The 15,702-nt window shown below is 71.5% G+C and carries 18 protein-coding genes and 1 tRNA gene; 4 read left to right on the forward strand and 15 right to left on the reverse strand.

Annotated elements, in window-relative coordinates; all coding sequences use genetic code 11:
• Window positions 1–5: 5 nt before the first annotated feature.
• A complete protein-coding gene (locus tag OG344_RS01805; RefSeq protein WP_405086681.1) occupies window positions 6–398 on the reverse strand; it encodes a ChaB family protein in 393 nt (130 codons plus the stop codon).
• Window positions 399–454: 56 nt separating this feature from the next.
• Window positions 455–712 carry a DUF6458 family protein gene (locus tag OG344_RS01810; RefSeq protein ID WP_327047508.1) on the reverse strand — a complete coding sequence of 86 codons (258 nt, stop codon included), beginning with the start codon at window positions 710–712 and terminating at the stop codon, window positions 455–457.
• 85 nt (window positions 713–797) lie between these two features.
• On the opposite strand from OG344_RS01810, the gene OG344_RS01815 reads away from it, so the two are divergent.
• Complete coding sequence (locus OG344_RS01815; protein WP_405086682.1) at window positions 798–1,340, forward strand: shikimate kinase; 543 nt, start codon at window positions 798–800, stop codon at window positions 1,338–1,340.
• A gap of 37 nt (window positions 1,341–1,377) precedes the next feature.
• Here the strand turns inward: OG344_RS01815 and OG344_RS01820 are convergent, their stop codons facing one another.
• From OG344_RS01820 to OG344_RS01830, 3 genes are all read right to left on the reverse strand, one after another.
• Window positions 1,378–1,845, reverse strand: a complete 468-nt coding sequence (locus tag OG344_RS01820; protein ID WP_405086683.1) for an ATP-binding protein — start codon at window positions 1,843–1,845, stop codon at window positions 1,378–1,380.
• A 340-nt stretch (window positions 1,846–2,185) separates the two neighbouring features.
• The gene (locus OG344_RS01825; RefSeq protein WP_405086684.1) at window positions 2,186–3,184 is read right to left on the reverse strand and encodes an aldose 1-epimerase family protein; all 999 of its coding nucleotides are present in this window, start codon (window positions 3,182–3,184) and stop codon (window positions 2,186–2,188) included.
• A gap of 130 nt (window positions 3,185–3,314) precedes the next feature.
• Window positions 3,315–3,557: a hypothetical protein gene (locus tag OG344_RS01830; RefSeq protein ID WP_405086685.1), complete on the reverse strand. Its 243-nt coding sequence runs from the start codon at window positions 3,555–3,557 to the stop codon at window positions 3,315–3,317.
• 370 nt (window positions 3,558–3,927) lie between these two features.
• Here OG344_RS01830 and OG344_RS01835 point away from each other — a divergent pair, with 370 nt between their 5' ends.
• Window positions 3,928–5,103, forward strand: coding sequence for a cytochrome P450 (locus tag OG344_RS01835; protein WP_405086686.1), 1,176 nt, complete (start codon window positions 3,928–3,930; stop codon window positions 5,101–5,103).
• Window positions 5,104–5,152: 49 nt separating this feature from the next.
• Here OG344_RS01835 and nhaA read toward each other — a convergent pair whose 3' ends face one another.
• The 7 genes from nhaA to OG344_RS01870 all read right to left on the reverse strand — a co-directional run bounded on the left by nhaA (window position 5,153) and on the right by OG344_RS01870 (window position 10,865).
• Window positions 5,153–6,505, reverse strand: coding sequence for a Na+/H+ antiporter NhaA (nhaA, locus tag OG344_RS01840; RefSeq protein ID WP_405086687.1), 1,353 nt, complete (start codon window positions 6,503–6,505; stop codon window positions 5,153–5,155).
• A 160-nt stretch (window positions 6,506–6,665) separates the two neighbouring features.
• Window positions 6,666–6,739 (reverse strand) — tRNA-Lys (locus OG344_RS01845).
• 72 nt (window positions 6,740–6,811) lie between these two features.
• Window positions 6,812–7,384, reverse strand: coding sequence for a hypothetical protein (locus OG344_RS01850; RefSeq protein WP_327047514.1), 573 nt, complete (start codon window positions 7,382–7,384; stop codon window positions 6,812–6,814).
• Between the two features lie 985 nt (window positions 7,385–8,369).
• Window positions 8,370–8,756: an OsmC family protein gene (locus OG344_RS01855; protein ID WP_405086688.1), complete on the reverse strand. Its 387-nt coding sequence runs from the start codon at window positions 8,754–8,756 to the stop codon at window positions 8,370–8,372.
• A 4-nt stretch (window positions 8,757–8,760) separates the two neighbouring features.
• A complete protein-coding gene (locus tag OG344_RS01860) occupies window positions 8,761–9,825 on the reverse strand; it encodes an ATP-binding protein (RefSeq protein ID WP_405086689.1) in 1,065 nt (354 codons plus the stop codon).
• Window positions 9,822–10,535 carry a response regulator transcription factor gene (locus tag OG344_RS01865; protein WP_327047517.1) on the reverse strand — a complete coding sequence of 238 codons (714 nt, stop codon included), beginning with the start codon at window positions 10,533–10,535 and terminating at the stop codon, window positions 9,822–9,824. Before OG344_RS01865 ends, OG344_RS01860 begins: the two co-directional genes overlap by 4 nt.
• 54 nt (window positions 10,536–10,589) lie before the next feature.
• Window positions 10,590–10,865 carry a hypothetical protein gene (locus OG344_RS01870; protein WP_405086690.1) on the reverse strand — a complete coding sequence of 92 codons (276 nt, stop codon included), beginning with the start codon at window positions 10,863–10,865 and terminating at the stop codon, window positions 10,590–10,592.
• Between the two features lie 187 nt (window positions 10,866–11,052).
• On the opposite strand from OG344_RS01870, the gene OG344_RS01875 reads away from it, so the two are divergent.
• A complete protein-coding gene (locus tag OG344_RS01875; RefSeq protein ID WP_327047518.1) occupies window positions 11,053–11,424 on the forward strand; it encodes a phage holin family protein in 372 nt (123 codons plus the stop codon).
• A gap of 29 nt (window positions 11,425–11,453) precedes the next feature.
• On the opposite strand, the gene OG344_RS01880 is transcribed toward OG344_RS01875, so the two are convergent.
• The 3 genes from OG344_RS01880 to OG344_RS01890 all read right to left on the reverse strand — a co-directional run bounded on the left by OG344_RS01880 (window position 11,454) and on the right by OG344_RS01890 (window position 14,551).
• A complete protein-coding gene (locus OG344_RS01880; RefSeq protein ID WP_405086691.1) occupies window positions 11,454–12,647 on the reverse strand; it encodes an MFS transporter in 1,194 nt (397 codons plus the stop codon).
• 225 nt (window positions 12,648–12,872) lie between these two features.
• Window positions 12,873–13,292 (reverse strand): hypothetical protein, encoded by a 420-nt coding sequence (locus OG344_RS01885; RefSeq protein ID WP_405086692.1) that lies wholly within the window; start codon window positions 13,290–13,292, stop codon window positions 12,873–12,875.
• Between the two features lie 8 nt (window positions 13,293–13,300).
• Complete coding sequence (locus OG344_RS01890) at window positions 13,301–14,551, reverse strand: helix-turn-helix domain-containing protein (protein WP_405086693.1); 1,251 nt, start codon at window positions 14,549–14,551, stop codon at window positions 13,301–13,303.
• Between the two features lie 49 nt (window positions 14,552–14,600).
• On the opposite strand from OG344_RS01890, the gene OG344_RS01895 reads away from it, so the two are divergent.
• The gene (locus tag OG344_RS01895) at window positions 14,601–15,701 is read left to right on the forward strand and encodes a LacI family DNA-binding transcriptional regulator (protein ID WP_405086694.1); all 1,101 of its coding nucleotides are present in this window, start codon (window positions 14,601–14,603) and stop codon (window positions 15,699–15,701) included.
• The last annotated feature ends 1 nt before the right edge of the window (window position 15,702 follow it).

Genomic DNA, 15,702 nt, shown 5'->3' on the forward strand with positions numbered 1-15,702 from the left:
AGCCGTCAGCGGGCCTTGGCGGTCGCCCTGCGGTTGGCCTTCTTGATGGCGTCCACGAGCTCGTCCTTGGTCATCGTGGAGCGGCCCGGGATGCCGAGTCGGGTGGCGACGTCGTACAGGTGTTGCTTGGAGGCGTTCGCGTCGACGCCCTCGGCCGTCTTGCCCGGCTTGGGGGTGCTCTTCTTCGCCTGCTCGTCCGACGGCCCGCGACCCTTCTTCTTCTCCCAGTGGTCGCCCACCTTCTCGAAGGAGTGCTTGAGCGCGGAGAACGCCGTGCGGTGGGCGCGCTCGCCCTCGCCGTACGTCTCGACGGCGGAGTCGTGCGCCTTGATCCAGGTCTCCTGGGCCTCCTTGGGCGAGCGCTCCAGGGTCGAGGGCAGTTCCTTACGTCCCGGCATGTCCAGGCCTCCCTTCAGACCAGCAGAAGTCGTGGGCGGAGGGGTCAGATGGGGTCTCAGATGGGGTCGTCGTAGCGCCGCTCCTCGTACACCCGGCGATGGGTGGCGGTGGCGTCGACGGGGGTGGCGGCGGTGACGGTGGTCCGGCGGCGCAGCGTCGTCATGCGCCAGATCCCGAAGAGCAGCCCGGCGAGGCCGCCCACCATCAGGATCACCCCGATGACCTGGATGTCGAGACCCGCGATCGCGAAGTCGACCGCCCAGGTGAGGATGGCCCCCAACATGATGAGGATGATGCTTCCGGCGATGGTCATGGCTTCCTCCTTCGCCTTCTGCTCTATCCCCTCCACGGATTCCAAACGTCGCATGCCGGGGGGCGTATGGGGCAGCATGGCGAACATGACCGATACCCCCGTCGTGGTCATGGGACTCATGGGCGCGGGCAAAAGCACCGTCGCACGGCTGCTCGCCGCCGCCCTCGACCGCCCCATGCGCGACAGCGACGCCGATCTCGAAGCCAGGTACGGCACGACCGCCGCCGTGATCGCGGCGGATCTGGGCCCCGACGAGTTGCACGCGCGCGAGGCGCTGGTGCTGCGCGACGCGCTGACGGACGACCGGTCCCCGGTGATCGCCGCCGCGGCCAGCACGGTCGAGGACCCCGAGACGCGCAAGGCGCTGGCCCCCGCGTTCGTGGTCTTCCTCGACGGCCCGCCGGAGGTCCTCGCCGAGCGGATGAAGTCGAGCCCCCACCGGCCGCATTTCAAGCCCGACCTGGTGCGCATGCTGACCGAGCAGCGCGACCTGCGGCTGCCGGGCTTCCAGGAGGTGGCGGACCTGACCCTCGACCCCGCCGCGCACACCCCCAAGGAGATCACGGACGCCGTGCTGGCCCACCTGGACGGGGCACGGGTCTCCGGAGGAGCGTCCGAGGGACGGTAGGTCAGGGACGGTGAGGGGGCGGCGAGGCGGCCGGGCGTCAGCAGACAGCGATGCGCGACTGGTGCGGAACGACGGGCAGCAGCGACCGGCTGCCCGTCCCGGCCAGGAACCAGACGGTCTTGCCGCCCCGGCCCGAGGCGGCCACGCCCCAGTCGTCGGCGAGCTCGTCCACGATGAGCAGCCCACGGCCGCCCACCGACTCCGGGTCGGCGTCGCGCTGGGACGGCACCCCGTCGCCCTGGTCGAACACCTCGCCGTACACCCAGCAGCCGTTGCTGCCGAGCCGGAGAGTGAAGACGTTGCCGCCGTGCCGTACGACATTGGAGGCGAGCTCGCTCACGATCAGGCAGCAGTCGTCGACCAGCGCGTCCAGACCCCATCGGCCGAGCTCACGACGTACGAGGGAGCGCGCGGTCGCCACACTCGCGCCGACGGCGGGCAGGAGGCACTCGGCGGTCCAGACGGGGGCCGGGTCAACCGGCGCGGCACCGAAGGGGAGAGACACGCGCGCCTCCTTAGGCTATGGGAGCGCTCCCACGACTCAAGATACGGTACGCACCGTGGTCGTGTGAATTCAAAGAAACAAGATTGTTTCCGATCGATGCCCGATCTGTGATGCGCGCGGAGCTCGCGGCGGCCGCATGACCGGCCTCCGGGCGCCGTCGCCGCAGCTAGGGGTGTGGATCACGGGGGCGCGCGGCGACCCGCCGCCGTACCGGGGTCCTCGCCGGCCTCACGAGCGGTCATGAAAGTAGCTGAAATCAACCACATCCGTCTCTTCCGTTTGGCGCGGACCGGAATCCGCCGTCCTGCTCCGGAGACGTACGGCCTCTCCGGACGGCTGGTCAGGCACCGGCCGCGGGCAGGGAGGTGATCCCCCACCGGTGCGCCGCCCGCTCGCCCGGGGCCAGGCGCAGCAGGGACTCGCCGGTCGCGAAGGCGTTCGGCGGGCAGCTCATCGGCTCGACCGCGACCCCCGAGCGCCGGTAGGGCGCGGCGAGCGTGTCGCCGGTGAAGACCTGGAGCCACTCGATGCCCGGCCCGCCCCACAGCTCCACGCTCCGGGAGCCGTCGGCGGTCCTGAGACGCGCCCGCACCCGGCCCCCGGCGTCTCGCTCCAGGTTCGTGAAGGGGGTGTCGAGCACGACGCCGCCGACGCGGCGTCCCGTCCGGAAGTCGTACTCGGTGCCCTCGACAGTCCGGCGGCCGATGGGGATCCGCTGCTCGTCCACGGGCGCCCACTCGGCCGCGGGCAGTTCCAGCACCGCCTCGTCCACGGCACCGTTCCCGGTGCCGTGCTCGGTGCCGTGCCCGGTTTCCGGCGGAGCGTCCTCGCCGAGCGTGAGGTAGGGATGCGCGCCCATGCCGTACGGCGCGACGCCCTCCCCCACGTTGACCGCCGACACCTCGACCTCCAGGCCCGCCTCGCCCAGCGCGTACGACGCCGTGAGGTCGAGCACGTGCGGATAGCCGGGCTGGGGGAACAGCCGCAGCCCGAGCGTGACCGAGTCCCCGGCGGCGCCCAGGACCGTCCAGGGCAGCAGCCGGGTGAAGCCGTGCGCGGCGTTGCCGGTCCGCGGCTCGGTGATCGCGAGCTGTCTCGTCTCGCCGTCCGCGTCGTAGCGGCCGTTCCTGACCCGGTTCGGCCACGGGAGCAGCAACTGCCCGGCGCCGCCGACGGGTGGCTTGCCCTCCGGGTACGACATGACCAGCGGCCGGTCCCGGAACGTGAGCGCACGCAGGCCCGCACCCACCTCGGTGACGACCGCCCGGTAGCCGTGCGCGGCGATGACGTGCTGCGTACCGGTCGGGGGAACGGGCCGGCGGACCTCCGGTTCTGTCATGAACCCGATCTTCCCACCCGTTTTCCCGATAATCCCGCCCTGCCCGCACCCGCCCTGCCCACCCCTCGCCCCCGCCCCGCCCGGCGCGGCACCGCTGTCACGGCGTCACGGCGTCACGGCGTCACGGCTGTCAGGGGGAGGGCAGCGGCTGGCTGCCCGCCAGGCCCTCCTGGACCATGAGTAGCGCGCGCAGTTCCTCCGCGCTCTCTCCGCAGGCGGTCATGATCAGGCCCCGGTCCATCTGGATCCTGGACAGCGACCGCGTCATGCGGGTCGCGTACCAACGGCCGGCGTCGCTTCTCCAGACCGACCAGCGGCCGGCGTACTCGCTGCTCAGTTGACTGTACGCAGCGTCCTCGGCGGAGAACCGCACTCGTCACCACCTCCAGGCTCGGTGCCGGGAGACAACGATGTGCTCATCCGGACACGATTGGTAGTGAGAGGCCACCTCCCCCATCCGGAGGGCCCGCCACCACTGCCCGGGCGAAGATCTCCCCCGGGCTGCGGTGACTTCACCACCACCTGATCCCTGTTCCTTTCGCCCCATCCGTCCCATGCCTCGCCCGGGCACGACGCTGACGGTCCTCACCGACGTTCTCCGGCGGAACCCGGAGGAACGGGACGGGCACTGAGGCAAACGTCCGCTCTCCCGTCACACCGGACATGCTTTTACTACCTTGTCAGCCGTGCGGTCAGGGGGGAGATTCAAGTGGTCCACCCCTGTGCCGAAGGGAAGGCCGCCCATGCCCGAGCTGCCACGACTGCCGTTCGATCGGCCAGACATACTGGATATCTCGCCATATTTCGGCGAGCTGCGCACCAGCGCGCCGATCGCCAGGGTCCGGACCCACACCGGGGACGAGGCGTGGCTCGTCACCGGCTACGACGAGATCCGGCAGGTGTTCGGCGACGACAGGTTCGGCCGCTCCCACCCCGCTCCCGAGACGGCGGCCCGGCTGTCCAACAACGTCCTGCTCGGCGGCCCGACCGGCGACTACGCCACCGAGCGGATCATCCACAAGGAGATGCGGCGCCTGCTGTCCCCCGCGTTCTCGGCCCGGCGCATGCGCGCCCTGTCGGACGGCGTGCGGGCGCTCGTCGGGAACCTTCTCGACGGGCTCGCCGAGCAGGGTCCGCCGGCCGACCTGCACGCGGGGCTGTCGCTTCCGCTCCCCATCCAGGTGATCTGCGAGCTTCTCGGCGTGCCGTACGAGGACCGGGACAGGTTCCGGGCCGTGGCCGAGGCGATGACCGACCTCACCGATCTCGCCCGCTCCGCCGACGCGCAGATGGAGCTGAACGCCTACACCTTCGAGATCGTGAAGGCCAAGCGAGAGAACCCCGGCGAGGACGTCTACACCGATCTGGCGAACGCCTCGCTGCCGGAGGAGGAGATCGCCAAGATCGCGGGCGGCCTGCTGTTCGCGGGCCACGAGACCACGGTCAACCAGATCGACTACGGCGTGCTGCTGTTCCTGCGCAACCCCGCCGAGCGCGACGCGCTGCTGCGCGATCCCTCCCTCCTCGACGCCGCCGTCGAGGAGATCATGCGGTTCGGCGCGCCGAGCGAGCACGGGCTGATCCGTTACGCGCACGCGGACGTCGAGGTCGGCGGGGTGCGCATCCGCGAGGGTGAACTGGTGTCACTGGCGATCCACGCGGCCAACCGGGACGAGCGCGTCTACCCCGACCCCGAGAAGTTCGACATCCGCCGGCGCGATCCGCGGCCGCACATCGGCTTCGGCCACGGCCCGCACCACTGCCTGGGGTCGGGCCTGGCGCGGATCGAGCTCAACGCCGTCTTCGGCTCCCTGTTCGCGCGCTTCCCCGCACTCGCCCTCGCCGCGCCGTACGAGGAACTGGAGGCGCGGAGCGGCACACTGACCGGAGGGATCGACACGCTCCCCGTCACCTGGTGAGCGGTCGCCTTAAGGCCTGTCACCCGCTGACCTGTCACCCGCTGATCTGTCACCGGGGCGCGGCGGCGGTCCGCGCCCCGGTCTCGGCCTCGGCCCGGGCGCGAGCTTCGGCTTCGGCGAGACGGCGGTAGACGCGGTCGCGCAGGCGCAGGATCACGGTGGCCAGCAGCGCCGCGCCCAGCGACCCGGTCAGCACCGCGACCTTGACCTGACCGTCCCAGGTGGATCCGGCGCCGAACGCGAGCTCGCCGATGAGCAGCGACACCGTGAACCCGATGCCGGAAAGGATCGCCACCCCCACGATGTCCACCCAGGCCAGGCCGTCGTCGATGTCGGCCCGGGTGAAGCGCGCGACGAGCCACGTGGCCGCGGTGATCCCGAGCGGCTTGCCGACGACGAGCCCGGCGACGACGCCGAGAGGCACGCCGCCGGTGAGCAGCCCCGGCAGGCCGCCGGGCCCGCCCAGCGCCACCCCGGCCGACAGGAAGGCGAACAGCGGCACCGCCACCCCGGCGGAGAGCGGCCGGAACCGGTGCTCGAAGTGCTCGGCCGGGCCCGCGCCCTGTCCTGTGACCTCTCCGGTGGCATCTCCGGTGGTCCGGTGGACGGGGATGGTGAAGGCGAGCAGCACGCCGGCCACCGTGGCGTGTACGCCCGACGCGTGCACCAGGGCCCAGGTGACCACGGCGAGCGGCGCCAGCAGCCACCACGCGCGCACCCCGCGCCGTACGAGCACAGCGAACAGGCCCAGCGGGAGCAGCGCCGCGAGCAGCGGGAGCGGCGCCAGGTGCGCGGTGTAGAACACCGCGATGATCGCGATGGCGAGCAGGTCGTCGACGACCGCGAGGGTGAGGAGGAACGTGCGCAGGGCCGACGGGAGGTTCCTGCCCACCACGGCGAGCACCGCCAGCGCGAAGGCGATGTCGGTGGCGGTCGGCACCGCCCAGCCCCGCAGCGCACCGCCCGCGCCGGGGTTCGCCAGCGGGTTGAGCAGCGCGTTCACCAGCAGATACAGCAGCGCGGGCACGATCACGCCGCCGACCGCCGCCACGACCGGCACCGCGGCCCGCCGGGGGTCGCGCAGGTCGCCCGCGACGAACTCGCGCTTCAGTTCCAGCCCGGCGACGAAGAAGAAGATCGCCAGGAGCCCGTCGGCGGCCCAGGTCGCGAGGCTGAGGTCGAGGTGCAGCGCCCCGGGTCCCACCCGGACCGACCGCAGCGTCTCGTATCCGGCCGACCAGGGCGAGTTGGCCCACACGAGGGCCGCGAGCGCGGCCACCAGCAGCAGCGCGCCGCCGATGGTCTCCTGTCGCAGGATGTCGGCGATCCGGCGGGTCTCGGTCCAGGACCCGGGTCCGAGAAGAGGGATGCGGCGACGAGGGGTGCGGCGGGGCGTGCTCATGAGGCTCCGTTTCCGGGGTCGGGTCGGCGACAGCCGACCAGACTTCCCGGCACCCCACCCGTATTCTATACAAACCCGACAACCCGTACGGACATGGACCGGAGCGCGGGACGAGTCAGGCCCGGCATCCGTTCCGGATGCCGGGCCTGATCACTTGCTGTGCGCCGCCAGGGACTCGAACCCCGGACCCGCTGATTAAGAGTCAGCTGCTCTAACCAACTGAGCTAGCGGCGCCTGCGATGTCCGTAACCTTAGCAGTCCCGCGCAGGTCGCGCACATCGCCGGATGGGGGGATCACCGGGCCGGTCAGCCCCGCCAGGCGCCGCTGGAGAAGGGAGCGGGCTCGCCGCGCAGGCCCGGTCCGTCGCCCCACTTCGTGATGACGTACTGGATCGGGATGTGGCCGGCGCCGCCGGCGACGGTCAGCGTGTTCTCGTTCCAGGTGGTGCCGGTGAGCTCGGCGAAGGTCTTGCCGTCGATGTCCAGCATGACGCCGCTCTCGGAGGGGATGCCCGGGCCGCGGTCGCCGATGAAGAACTTGGCCTTCCGGCCCTGGTACATGATGTAGCCCTCGGTGCCGAGCGGCCAGCTCGGGCTGGCGAACAGACCCTTCTGCATCGGCTTGCCGATGGCCGGCATGCCGGTGTCTCCCTGACGGCCCGACGCGTCGTCCCAGAAGTACGAGCCCTTGGTGGCCCCCGCGTACAGGACCTCCTCGTGCATGGGGACGATGCTGGAGAGGTTGACGGCTTCCCCGACCGGCGGCTCCGCGGGCGCGGGGGCGGCGGCCACGAGGGACGTGACCAGCACCGCGGCGCCGGCGAGCGTGGCCACGGCGGTGACCCGACGCTTGCCACGCAGGTCGGACAGAGTCTTCATCAAGGCTGGGGATCTTTCGTGAGACGACAGTGGATGGCCATGCGTCATCAGAGGACCCGCGGGTACGGCGGGTCACGGTGACGGGCCACGTGTCCGGGCGGGACAGATCGACCACCCGGAGGCGTGTGCGCTGAAGCTATGGCGATCGGCCGGAAGGCCGTCGTGAGTCAGACGTGGGATCCGAAGCGTCCTGGGCCGGAGATCCGGGCGGGGTCGCCCACCGTGATCTCCTCCCCAAGTCCAATCCAGCCACCGGTCGGCGGCAACAAATAGGACACTACAGGACGAGTCAGGACGTAGCAAAGTAAATCGGGCATACGGCGCGGAAGATCTACCTGTCCGCTTGTTTAGCCGGGCGGCAACGTCGGCGGCGCCGGGCATTCCGCGCGATCCGCCGCAGGCGCTCCTTCATGAAAGTAAAACGCCGCGGCCCCCGCTCGGCGAGGCGCGGCCGTCGCGAGACGGAGGAGAGGAAGAGCGCAGCGGCCCACGAGTCGGCGGTCAAGAAGGGGCAGGCGACCGACCGGCCACACGGCAGGCGGTCGGACGGATGCGCAGGTGAGGCGGCCGGCAGAGCGGGCGCGGCGGAGGCGAGCGTGGAGGGGCGGCCGTCCGAACAAGGAACTGCCTCGGCAGGGAGCGGCCTTTCGAACAGGGGCCTTCCGAACAGGGGGCCTTCCGAACAGGGGGCCTTCCGAACAGGGGGCCTTCCGCCGGACCGGCCGGGCCGGAACATGCCGGAGCCGGGCAGTCCCCCAACTGCCCGGCTCCGGATCAAAGCGGTTCCGCCAGGAATGCCCTCCCCAAAGGCACCGGCGGGTCCCCCGCTTTCCGGACGCGGTTCCCCCATCCGCGCCCTTATCGAAAAAGTCTGTCGCCCTCTCCCGAGGACCTGCTTCAACAGTACAAGCCCGCTTGCCATGAAGTCGTCATACGCAGGTCGGCTTTCGGCCTGCATACGGGCGGGGCCCCGCCCGCACCCGTGCTAGTCGCCGAGCACCAGCCTGACCTCGGTGCCCCGCTGCAGGGACCGGCTCACTGTGCAGTGCCGTTCGTGGACCCGTCCGGCGACGGCCTCGAAGACCTCCCCCGAGTCCCCCGGCGGCAGTTCCACGTCGTACGTCACGGTAACGGACCGCAGCAGGGTCGGGCTCTCCTTTTCCGCCGAGACCTCCACGGCGAGCCGAGCGAGCCGGTGGCCGCGCGTGGCGGTGAGCGGCTCGACGGTCATGACGTTGCACCCGCCCACGGCCGCCAGCAGCAGCTCCACTGGGCTGAACAGCCCGTCACCGGAGCCCATCACGATCTCCGCGCCGCTCTCGTTGCGAGCGACGAAGCCGTCCTCGGTCCGCTCGACGCGTACAGAGCCCATGGCTTCAGCCTACTGGCAGAGCCAGCCGGACGAGCGTGCCTCCGCCGGGAGCGGGACCGGCGGAGACGCTGCCGCCGTGGCTGTCCACCACCTGTCCCACGATCGCCAGCCCCAGCCCCGAGCCGGGCAGCGCCCGCGCCGAGGGCGCCCGGTAGAAGCGGTCGAAGACGTGCGGCAGGTCGTCCGCCGAGATGCCGGGGCCGTGGTCGCGGACGGTCAGCACGCCGTCCCGCAGGGACACCTCGACCTCTCCGCCCCCGGGGCTGTACTTCGCCGCGTTGTCGAGCAGGTTGCCGACGGCCCGGGCGAGCCGGTCGGGCACGCCGCGAACCACCGCGGGCTCGACCGACACCGAGTAGGCGGTCGCGGGCCAGTGCCTGGCCGCCCGGGCGACCTCCCGGGAGACCAGCTCGTCGAAGCGCACCTGCTCCACGAGTACGGCCGGCTCCTCGTCGCGGGCCAGTTCGACCACGTCCGCGACCAGCGCGGTGAGCTCCTCGAGCCCGCTCATCACGGCCCTGCTCGCCTCGTCGCGGTCCTCCTGGGGCAGGTTGCCCCTGATCAGCAGCTCCACGTTGGTCCGTACGGCGGTGAGCGGCGTGCGCAGCTCGTGGGAGGCATCGGCGACCAGGCGTTTCTGCGACTTCGCGGACCGTTCGAGGGCGTCGAGCATGGCGTTGAAGCTCCGGGCGAGACTGCTCAGCTCGTCGTCCCCGGACACCTGGATGCGGGTGGTGAGATCCCTGGTCGTGGCGACCCGTCCCGCGGCGTCCTTGAGCGCGTTCACCGGCCGCAGCGCGGCTCGGGCGGCCAGCCAGCCGAGCGCCCCCGACAGCACCAGCCCGCCCACCGCCACGGCGACGAAGGGCCAGCCCAGGTCGTCGACGTCCGCGAGGGCGGCCAGCACGCCGCGGGGAGGCGGGTCGCCATAGCCCTCGTACGTCCCGTAGTGGTCCCTCGCCCACTCGACCCGGCGGCAGGTGATGAAGTACGCGGTCACGATGACGACGATCACGCTGACCGCGGCGGCCAGCGCCGAGGCCATCGCGAGCCGCCAGCGGAGCTTCACCGCTCCTCCCCCACCGGCTCCGCTACCCGCTCCCCCACCGGCTCCCTGAGCGCGTACCCCAGGCCGTGCACGGTGTGGATCAGCCGGGGCTCGCCCCCCGCCTCGGTCTTCCTGCGGAGGTAGCGGATGTAGACCTCCAGGGGGTTGGAGCCGGGCCGGAAGCCGTAGCCCCAGATGCGTTCGTGGATGACCTGCCGGGTGAGCACCTGGCCGCCGTTGCGGATCAGCAGGTCGAGCAGGGCGTACTCGGTCCTGGTCAGGTCGATCAGCCGGCGTCCGCGCCGGGCCTGCCTGCTGTCCGGCAGCAGGACGAGGCCGGCGAAACCCGCCTCGGTCGACGGCGCGGCGCGGCGCAGCAGCGCCCGCACCCGGGCGAACAGCTCCTCCAGCGCGAACGGCTTGACCAGGTAGTCGTCGGCGCCCGCGTCGAGCCCGGCGACCTTGTCGCCGATCCCGTCCAGCGCGGTCAGCATGAGGACCGGCAGCCGGTTGCCGTCGTCCCGCAGCGCCCGGCAGACCTCGATGCCGTCCATCCCCGGCATCAGGACGTCGAGCACCATCAGGTCCGGCGCCGAGCCGCCGATCACGTCGAGGGCGTCGAGACCGTCTCCCGCGGTCGCCACGCCGTACCCCTCGACCCGCAGGGCCCGCGCGATCGCGTCGCGGACCTCCGGCTCGTCGTCGACCACCAGCACCTGTGTCTTGACCACGCCGTCATTGTGACGTGGGGAGATGAGAGGGTGCTGAGCAGGGCCAGCGGGCGCTCAGGCGTCGGGGTGTCTGGACAGGTAGTCGACGTAGACCGGCCGGAGCGCGTCGCCGAGCTCTCCCTCGCCCGCCGCCATGGCATCGCTGAGCAGCGCCGACACCCTGCTGAGGTCGTTCGCGGTCTCGTCGGTGTTCCCGCTGGCCGCCTCGGCCGCCGGGATGACCTTCAGCAGATCCCACAGGAACCCCAGGTCACCGTGCCGTACGGCGTAGTGCACGGCCCGGTCGTGCAGTTCCTTCGCGGACAGCGACTCCAGCTCTTCCACGTCCATTCGATCTCACCTCCAGTGGAGGTTTCCCCGATGTTTGCCGCTTATACCCGGCGCCGGGAGAAAGCCGTGCCGGGGAGCCGCGCCCGCCGCGCCCCGTTTAGGGCGGGGGACCGGGGCGTACGGCTCCGGTCGTTCCCCGGACACGGAAATCGCGCACTCTTTGCCGCACCATGGAAGGATCGTGGACGTGAAGGTCATACTCAAGATCGTTGTGGTGGCCGCGGCCCTGTGGGCGTCCACCAAGCTGGTGGACGGCATCACCGTGAGCACCGGCTCCACCGCCAGGCAGATCGGCACCCTCTTCGCGGTCGCGCTGATCTTCGGCCTCGTGAACGCCGTCATAAAGCCGGTCATCAAGACCATCGGATGCGCGTTCTACGTGCTCACGCTGGGCCTGTTCGCCCTCGTGGTGAACGCCGCGCTCCTGCTGCTGACGAGCTGGCTCGCCGAGCAGCTCCACCTTCCCTTCCACGTCAGCGGATTCGTCGCCGCGTTCTGGGGCGCCATCGTCGTGGGCGTGATCAGCTGGGTCCTCAACATGCTCCTCGGCGACGACTGAGCGCGCGGCGGCCGTTGCGCGGCGGCGCGTCATTTCCAGACGGGTGCGGGCCGGGCGGCGAGCACGCCGGCGGCCAGTTGGACGACGCAGACGCCCAGCCCGGCGAGCAGGGGCACGGTCCAGCCGCCCGACACCTCGTGGAGCACGCCGAACGCGAACGGCCCGAGCGCGGCGAGCAGGTAGCCGCCCGTCTGGGCGACCGCCGACAACGCCGTCACCGAGGCCGGATCGGGCGCCCGCACGGTGATGACGAGCAGGGCGAGCGCGATCGCGGCGCCCTGCCCCAGCCCCAGGACGACCATCCACAGCCAGGGAGCCGTGGTGGGCGCGAGCAGCACTCCGGCGTATCCGGCGATGACCAGCAGCATGGCGGCGACCACGTGCGGCACCTGGGAACGCGCGCGTCCCGCGTGCAGGGGGACGAGCAGCGCCGCGGGGATCTGCACGAGGTTCGTCAGGCCCAGCAGGTATCCCGCCTGCCCGGCCGGCAGACCGGCCTCTTGGAAGATGGTCGGCAGCCAGGCCAGCATGACGTAGAAGGTCAGCGACTGCATGCCCATGAAGGCGGCGACCAGCCAGGTGGCGCGGGCGCGGAGCAGCGCGAGGTACGGCCGCCCACCGGCCCGCGAGCCCGGCGTCCGGCGTGCGGCGCCCGCACCCGGCCGGACCGCGACCACCGCCCACAGCGCCGACGCCAGCAGCGCGAGCGGTGCCACCGTGCCGACCGCCGTCCGCCAGCCGAGACGCTCGGTCAGCGGGACCATCACCGCCGACGCCGCGGCGGCCCCGCCCACCATGACCGAGACGTACAGGCCGGTGAAGAGGCCGATCCGGCTGGGAAAGTGCCGCTTGACCAGCCCCGGCATGACCACGTTCATGACGGCGATCGCCGCGCCGGCCAGCGCGGCACCACCGTAGAGGGCGCTCACGCCGTCCGCGCTGCGCAGGGCCACACCGGCCGCGAGGACGAGCAGCCCGGCCAGCAGAGTGCGGTCGAGCCCGATCCTGGTGGCCAGCACGGGGGCGACCGGGGCGAGCAGGCCGAGGCACCCCACCATGACCGTGGTGACGGCGCCGCCGCCCGCCGGGCTGAGGCCGAGGTCGCGCATGATCGCGGGAAGGACCGGTGACACACCCGCGAGTGCGGGCCGCAGGTTCAGCGCCGCCAGGACAAACCCGGCTATCAACAACGCATCGCCCCGATAGCCCACAATCCGCCTCATAATCCCCGCACCCTATCGACGGGTCCGTCGACGGCTTCTGAACGCCCGTGGGCATGGGGAACGCCGACGCGCCGTGCAATGTGCCGCCGGCTGCTGTCTGCCGTTGCTAACGGCCGTCGAGAAGGCCGTTCTCCTCGGCCCACCGCGCGAAGCCCCCAGGGCGGAACGGCAGGTGATACTTGCTGGACAACAGGTCGTCGGCCAGCTCGGCGACGAGCGGAACAGTCAGCAGACCGTCCCGTATCGACCAGCACAGCAACCGCAACGTGGGGCAGTAGTCGACGTTGTAGAGGTCGCGGCCTTCCTCGCCGCCGCGTCGTCCACCACGGCGGTGGCCCGCATCGTGCGGGCCAGGGCGAGCACACCCGCTTCGCCGATGTTCCTGTCGCCGACGACGAGCAGTTCCGAGAAGTCTGCGAACGCCTCCTGCTCGGCACGGGACGTGAGTTCACGGTGCTCGATCCAGTCCGCGGTGAGCGCGGCGCCTATCCGGGAATCCTTGGCCTCGCCCTCCCTCAGCTCGGCCACCACCGCATCCGGGATGACAGCACGGCGCTTGCCGACAACCGCCTTGAGCACGCCTAACCAGTTGTTCGTCGCGAAGGCGCTCAGCGGGCCCGTGTCGAAGACGAATGTCTCACTCACGTCCTCCATCAGGACACGAACTCCCAGATCGCATTCTCCGGCAGCACCGGAACCGCGGGAAGTTCGTCTTCGGCCCAGGTGTCGAACAGAAGGTCGACGGCACGGGCGGCGGAGACGTCGGAACCGCGATAGAGGGAGAGGACCGACTTCACGTAAGGCTTGGGCAGGCAGGGAGGTTCGAGTTCGTGTTTGACCACGAGATTCAGCTCGACGATGTCGGCTCTGCCGGTGCGTACCGACCTGACCAGGCCGGCGTCAGTGGAGGAGACCAGGCCGATCTCTGTCATTCGGCGGGCCAGAGTGGACATGTCCACCTGATACGAGCTGCCGAGGATGACCGCGATCGTGCGCAGGTCTCGATGCTCCTTCTTCAGACGGCCGAACTCCTCGCGCAGGCCGGCCTCGGGCAGCAGGAAGGCGCGTGCGAATCGGTCCAGACGCGACTCCCAGCCTTCGGTGCCGTCCTGCTCGGCGATCCGCCAGTCGACGGTGTACTCGTCGGCGAACAGGAAATGACCGAACTCGTGCGCCAGTGCCAGGCGGCGACGTCCGACCTGGCGGGCGCCGTTGACTACGGCCACGCCGCCTTCACGCAGCAGCAGAGAGGCGGCGTCGGCGGCGTCGGTGCCCAGATCGAACGAGAACGCGAAGAGGCCCTGCGCGGCCATCCTCTCGGCGAGGCCCGACACCGGGCCACCGGGGTCGGCGCCCAGGAGATCACGGGCCCTGACGGCGGTCTCCTCCGCCTCGGCCGCGGTGCCCGGCCGGGTCAGGTCCGGAGCGTTTGGCCACGTCTGCCCGACGCGGCCGGTGACGAACTCGACGTGCCGCGCCACCGTCTCGATCAGCCGATCGATCGCGGGGCTGGCCGCGCCGGGCTCCTCAAGGTTTCGATGAGAGATCACGGCGGGCGGCGCCGCCCGGAAGAACCACTCGATCCGTTCGTGCAGCGCGGCCGCGATGCGGGCCAACTCCAGGGCGGAAACCCGGCGACTGCCGTTCTCGATTTTGGCGAGGCCGGACCGGTCGAGTGCCACAGAGGCAGAGAGGTCGGCCTGCGTCATTCCAGCCCGTTGCCGCGCGAGTGCGATGCGCTCGCCCAGTTCCTTCGCATCCGGAGTGCTCACTGTGCGATTATAGAACAGCCTCCGGTTCGGAGAAGAGGAGAACCTGGTGAGCCGCAGGGCGCGAGACGGACACGCTGCCGCCTCAGCGTCGCGGCGTGCACGGTCCGCGGAAAAGCGATCACTCCGCGTCATGCGGACTGACAACGTTGTCCAGGGCCGTGGAATGGGAGATGATCCCTGCGTGGGAGACACGAGACGCGGCCGTCCGACCATGAACGACGTGGCCGCCGCGGCCGGCGTGGCGCTGAAGACCGTCTCCCGTGTGGTCAACGACGAGCCCGGCGTGAACGCCGCGACGGCGCTACGCGTGCGGGCCGCGATCGACCGGCTCGGCTACCGCCGCAACGACGGCGCGCGGACGCTGCGCCGGGGCCGTACGGCGAGCATCGGCCTGGTCATCGAGGACGCCGCCGACGTCTTCTACTCCAGCCTCAGCCGGGCCGTCGAGGAGACCGCGCTGCACCACGGCTGTCTGCTGTTCACCGGGTCGTCCCAGGAGGACGCGGCCCGGGAACGCGACCTCGTGCTCGCCTTCTGCGCCCGCCGCGTCGACGGGCTGATCATCGTGCCCGCCGGGACGGACCACACCTATCTCTCGCCCGAGTTCGAGGCCGGGACCAGGGCGGTGTTCACCGACCGGCCGCCCGGCGCGGGCTGCGAGGCGGACGTCGTCCTGTCCGACAACGCGGGCGGGGCCCGGGCGGGCGCGGCCCACCTGATCGCGCACGGCCACCGCCGCGTCGCGTTCCTCGGCGACCTCCCCCGGATCTTCACGGCCGCCGAGCGGCTGCGCGGCTACCGGGAGGCGCTGGCCGCCGCGGGCCTGCCGTACGACGAGGGCCTGGTGGCCATGGGACCGGCGGACCCGGCGCGGTTGCGGGCGGACCTCGCCCGGCTGCTGCGGGCGTCCGACCCGCCGACCGCATTGCTGACCGGCAACGGCCGGACCACGGTCGAGACGCTGCGGGCGCTGGCCTCGATCATCGGCTCCGGGCCCGGGGCGGCGACCGGCGCCTTCGTGGAGGGCGCGCGCCCCTGCCTCGGCGGCCTCGCCCTCGTCGGGTTCGACGACTTCGAGCTGGCCGACCTGCTGGGCGTGACCGTGGTGGCGCAGGACCCCGCCCGGCTCGGCCGTACGGCGGCCGACCTGCTCTTCCTGCGCATGGCCGGGGACGACGGCCCGGTCACCCGGTTCGAACTGCCCACGAGGCTGATCCCGCGCGGCTCGGGCGAGCGCCCTCCCCCGCCCCGCCGGGACCGCCCCCCGAACATCAGCCCCTGAA

Origin of the sequence: Microbispora sp. NBC_01389 (assembly GCF_045040095.1) — a bacterium.
In the GTDB taxonomy this organism is placed as follows: domain Bacteria; phylum Actinomycetota; class Actinomycetes; order Streptosporangiales; family Streptosporangiaceae; genus Microbispora.

Coding starts and splice junctions, on each gene's coding strand:
- OG344_RS01805 (WP_405086681.1), bottom strand. CDS start 398: ATGCCGGGACGTAAGGAACTGCCCTCGACCCTGGAGCGCTCGCCCAAG.
- OG344_RS01810 (WP_327047508.1), bottom strand. CDS start 712: ATGACCATCGCCGGAAGCATCATCCTCATCATGTTGGGGGCCATCCTC.
- OG344_RS01815 (WP_405086682.1), top strand. CDS start 798: ATGACCGATACCCCCGTCGTGGTCATGGGACTCATGGGCGCGGGCAAA.
- OG344_RS01825 (WP_405086684.1), bottom strand. CDS start 3,184: ATGACAGAACCGGAGGTCCGCCGGCCCGTTCCCCCGACCGGTACGCAG.
- OG344_RS01835 (WP_405086686.1), top strand. CDS start 3,928: ATGCCCGAGCTGCCACGACTGCCGTTCGATCGGCCAGACATACTGGAT.
- nhaA (WP_405086687.1), bottom strand. CDS start 6,505: ATGAGCACGCCCCGCCGCACCCCTCGTCGCCGCATCCCTCTTCTCGGA.
- OG344_RS01850 (WP_327047514.1), bottom strand. CDS start 7,384: ATGAAGACTCTGTCCGACCTGCGTGGCAAGCGTCGGGTCACCGCCGTG.
- OG344_RS01855 (WP_405086688.1), bottom strand. CDS start 8,756: ATGGGCTCTGTACGCGTCGAGCGGACCGAGGACGGCTTCGTCGCTCGC.
- OG344_RS01870 (WP_405086690.1), bottom strand. CDS start 10,865: ATGGACGTGGAAGAGCTGGAGTCGCTGTCCGCGAAGGAACTGCACGAC.
- OG344_RS01880 (WP_405086691.1), bottom strand. CDS start 12,647: ATGAGGCGGATTGTGGGCTATCGGGGCGATGCGTTGTTGATAGCCGGG.
- OG344_RS01890 (WP_405086693.1), bottom strand. CDS start 14,551: ATGACGCGGAGTGATCGCTTTTCCGCGGACCGTGCACGCCGCGACGCT.